5 protein-coding genes are annotated in these 3418 nt (G+C 74.4%); 4 read left to right on the top strand and 1 reads right to left on the bottom strand.

The window, feature by feature from the left end; translation table 11 throughout:
• From BM536_RS17420 to BM536_RS17405, 4 genes are all read left to right on the top strand, one after another.
• On the top strand, positions 1 to 425 hold a 425-nt coding region (locus BM536_RS17420), incomplete at its 5' end, for an MTB12 C-terminal domain-containing protein (protein ID WP_094103160.1).
• A 187-nt stretch (positions 426 to 612) separates the two neighbouring features.
• On the top strand, positions 613 to 1605 hold the full coding sequence (gene dhaK, locus BM536_RS17415; protein WP_073500053.1) for a dihydroxyacetone kinase subunit DhaK: 993 nt from the start codon (positions 613 to 615) through the stop codon (positions 1603 to 1605).
• Between the two features lie 46 nt (positions 1606 to 1651).
• Complete coding sequence (dhaL, locus tag BM536_RS17410; RefSeq protein WP_094103159.1) at positions 1652 to 2251, top strand: dihydroxyacetone kinase subunit DhaL; 600 nt, start codon at positions 1652 to 1654, stop codon at positions 2249 to 2251.
• A gap of 8 nt (positions 2252 to 2259) precedes the next feature.
• Positions 2260 to 2673, top strand: a complete 414-nt coding sequence (locus BM536_RS17405) for a PTS-dependent dihydroxyacetone kinase phosphotransferase subunit DhaM (RefSeq protein WP_094103163.1) — start codon at positions 2260 to 2262, stop codon at positions 2671 to 2673.
• 62 nt (positions 2674 to 2735) lie between these two features.
• Here the strand turns inward: BM536_RS17405 and BM536_RS17400 are convergent.
• Positions 2736 to 3418: glycoside hydrolase family 75 protein (locus tag BM536_RS17400; RefSeq protein ID WP_107439604.1), on the bottom strand; the 683-nt coding region annotated here is incomplete at its 5' end.

The following is a 3418-nucleotide window of genomic DNA, read 5'->3' as shown; positions in this document are numbered from 1 at the left end:
ACCCCCCACCGGCACGGCGCCCCGAGGACCCGGACGGCGCCGAGCGGGACGTCCGGGCCGCCTGGGCGGCCCTCTTCGCCCCGGAGTCCTCCGTCGACGACCGGAGCGAGGTGGTCGAGGACGGACCCCAGAACGCCCTGATGATCGAGAACCTCTTCGCCGACCGCCTCGGCAGCCGCCTGCGTGCCACGGTGACCTCCGTGGCGTTCACGACGTCCCAGGACGCCACCGTCGGCTACACCCTCAGCCGCGACGGCGGGGCGCTGGACCCCGGCGGCCCGGGGGCGGCGGTCCGGCAGGGCGACACCTGGAAGGTGGCCCTGCGCACGGTCTGCGCGCTGACCCGGCACGCGGAGGACGCACCCAGGGCGCCGAGCTGCGACGAGACCGGTGAGCCGTCGGCCACGGCGGGGACGCGGCCGTAAGGCCCCCGTTCAGCCGCCGGCGCGGCGGGGACGGTCCGCCCGGCACCACGTGTCGCGGGGCCCTCGGCCGTGACCTTCGCCTGGCCAAGGTCGATACTGCTAGGAGGAACACGCCGACGTCACCGACGTCGGCACCGAGCCAGCGCACGTCCCGCACCATGCCTGCTCCGCTCCCAGGAGGTACCCCATGAAGATGCTGATCAACGTCCCGGAGACCGTGGTCGCCGACGCACTGCGGGGAATGGCCGCCGCGCATCCCGAACTGACCGTGGACGTCGAGAACCGGGTGATCGTGCGGCGGGACGCTCCGGTGGCGGGGAAGGTGGGGCTGGTGTCCGGGGGCGGGTCCGGGCACGAACCGTTGCACGGCGGGTTCGTCGGGCCGGGGATGCTGTCGGCGGCCTGTCCCGGTGAGGTGTTCACCTCTCCCGTGCCCGACCAGATGGTGCGTGCCGCCGCGGCCGTGGACAGCGGGGCGGGGGTGCTGTTCATCGTGAAGAACTACACGGGCGACGTGCTCAACTTCGACATGGCGGCCGAACTCGCCGAGGACGAGGGCATCCAGGTCGCGAAGGTGCTGGTCAACGATGACGTGGCGGTGACCGACAGTCTGTACACCGCAGGGCGGCGCGGCACCGGCGCGACGCTGTTCGTGGAGAAGATCGCGGGGGCCGCCGCCGACGAGGGCCAGCCGCTGGAGCGGGTCGAGGCGATCGCCCGGCAGGTCAACGAGAACTCGCGCAGCTTCGGGGTCGCGCTCAGCGCCGTCACGACGCCGGCCAAGGGCAGCCCGACCTTCGATCTGCCCACGGGTGAGCTGGAGCTGGGCATCGGCATCCACGGTGAGCCGGGCCGGGAGCGGCGGTCCATGATGACGTCCGGGGGGATCGCCGACGCGGCCGTGCACGCCGTGCTGGAGGACCTGCCGCCGCGCAACCCGGTCCTCGTCCTGGTCAACGGCATGGGCGCGACGCCCCTGCTGGAGCTGTACGGCTTCAACGCCGAGGTCCACCGGGTGCTCGCCGAGCGGGGGGTCGCCGTCGCCCGTACGCTCGTCGGCAACTACGTGACGTCCCTCGACATGGCCGGCGCCTCGGTGACCCTGTGCCAGGTCGACGAGGAGCTGCTGAGGCTGTGGGACGCGCCCGTACGGACGCCGGGGCTGCGCTGGGGCATGTGAGCGGGTGGGGCAAGAGATCAACGTACCGACCACGCAAGGAGATCCCGTGCTCGACGCCGACTTCTTCCGCCGTTGGATGACGGCGACCGCCGCTTCCGTCGACCGTGAGGCGGAACGGCTCACGGCCCTCGACTCGCCGATCGGCGACGCCGACCACGGCAGCAACCTCCAGCGGGGGTTCACCGCCGTCGCCGCCGCACTGGAGAAGGAGCCCCCGACGACCCCCGGCGCCGTCCTCGTCCTCGCCGGACGCCGGCTCATCTCGACCGTCGGCGGGGCCTCCGGACCGCTGTACGGCACGCTGCTGCGCGGCACCGGCAAGGCGCTCGGGGACGCGGCCGAGGTGAGCGAGGAGGAGTTCGCGCAGGCGTTTCGCGCGGGCGTCGACGGGGTGATGCGACTGGGCGGGGCCGCGCCGGGCGACAAGACGATGATCGACGCGCTGGTGCCCGCCGTGGACGCCCTCGGGGACGGCTTCGGGGCGGCACGGGCCGCGGCCGAGCAGGGAGCGCTGGCCACCACCCCGCTCCAGGCCCGCAAGGGCCGGGCCAGTTATCTGGGCGAGCGCAGCATCGGACACCAGGACCCGGGCGCCACCTCGGCGGCGTTGCTGGTCGCGGGTCTCGCGGAAGCGAACGGGGAGTGAGCGCGGCCATGGCCGGCGACGGGCTGGTGGGCATCGTGCTCGTGTCGCACAGCGCTCAGGTGGCGGCCTCCGTCGCCGAACTGGCGCGGGGTCTCGCGGGCGGCGGCGGCGCCGCCGTGCCCGTCGCCCCGGCGGGCGGCACGGAGGCGGGCGAGCTGGGGACGAGCGCGGAGCTGATCGCCGCCGCCGCCGCCTCGGTGGACCGCGGCGCCGGGGTCGCCGTCCTTACCGACCTCGGGAGCGCGGTCCTGACCGTGAAGGCGCTGCTCGCCGAAGGCGGTGAACTCCCCGAGGGCACGCGCCTGGTGGACGCGCCGTTCGTGGAGGGCGCGGTGGCCGCGGTCGTCACGGCGTCCGCCGGAGCCGACCTCGACGCGGTGGAGGCGGCGGCCGGGGAGGCGTACACCTACCGGAAGGTCTGACGGCGGGTCGCGCGGCGAGCGCACGAGGGCCGGAATGCGTTGCCGCCGCCCGACGCGCACGGTCACCCGTCCGTGTCCGCGTTCCGGCGAACCCCCGGCGCCGTGACCGCCGCGGTCACGAACGTCCGCGACAGCCGCTCCCCCAGCTCGACGGCCGACGTGTGGCTCTCGATGGGGGTCGCCCGGGAGTCCTTGAAGACGATGTAGGTGACGCCGGACGCCACGCCGCCGCCGCGCGGGTCGGGACGGATGCCGAGCGCCTCGGCGGCGGCGTAGGAGGCCTCGCCGATGATCTCGCGCGGCCCGACGTCACCCACGACGGCGTAGTGGACCCGGTCCCGGTACACGACGGCCGCGACGCTCCCGCCGCGCACTCCGTGGTCGCGGTGGTTCCAGATGCCGCTCACACCCGGTACGACGATGAAGGGCAGGCTCTCCGCGCTCAGTTGGCGGCCGTCGGACTGCTGGAAGGCGGTGGCGGGCGAGAACGTGGGGTCGGTGGTGCTGTTGCAGTGCGGTCCTGGCCGCCCGTCGCAGTCGATGTCCATGTCGGCCGTCCAGTGGACCGCGCCGTCGGTTCCGCACACCGGGATCGTGGCGGGGGCGTCGGCATCGGTGCGGTAGCGGCCGCGCGAGACGGGGGTGCAGTCACGCACCCGGGACAGCAGTGCGGCGGCGCTCACGGAACCCTCCTGCGGCACCACCGGTCTCCGGGGGCCGTCGGAGGCCCGGGACGCGGCGACGG

The organism is Streptomyces phaeoluteigriseus (assembly GCF_001896135.2).
Taxonomy (GTDB): domain Bacteria; phylum Actinomycetota; class Actinomycetes; order Streptomycetales; family Streptomycetaceae; genus Streptomyces; species Streptomyces phaeoluteigriseus.
The sequence above is the reverse complement of the archived record's forward strand: the minus strand, read 5'-3'. Positions and strand labels throughout refer to the sequence as shown.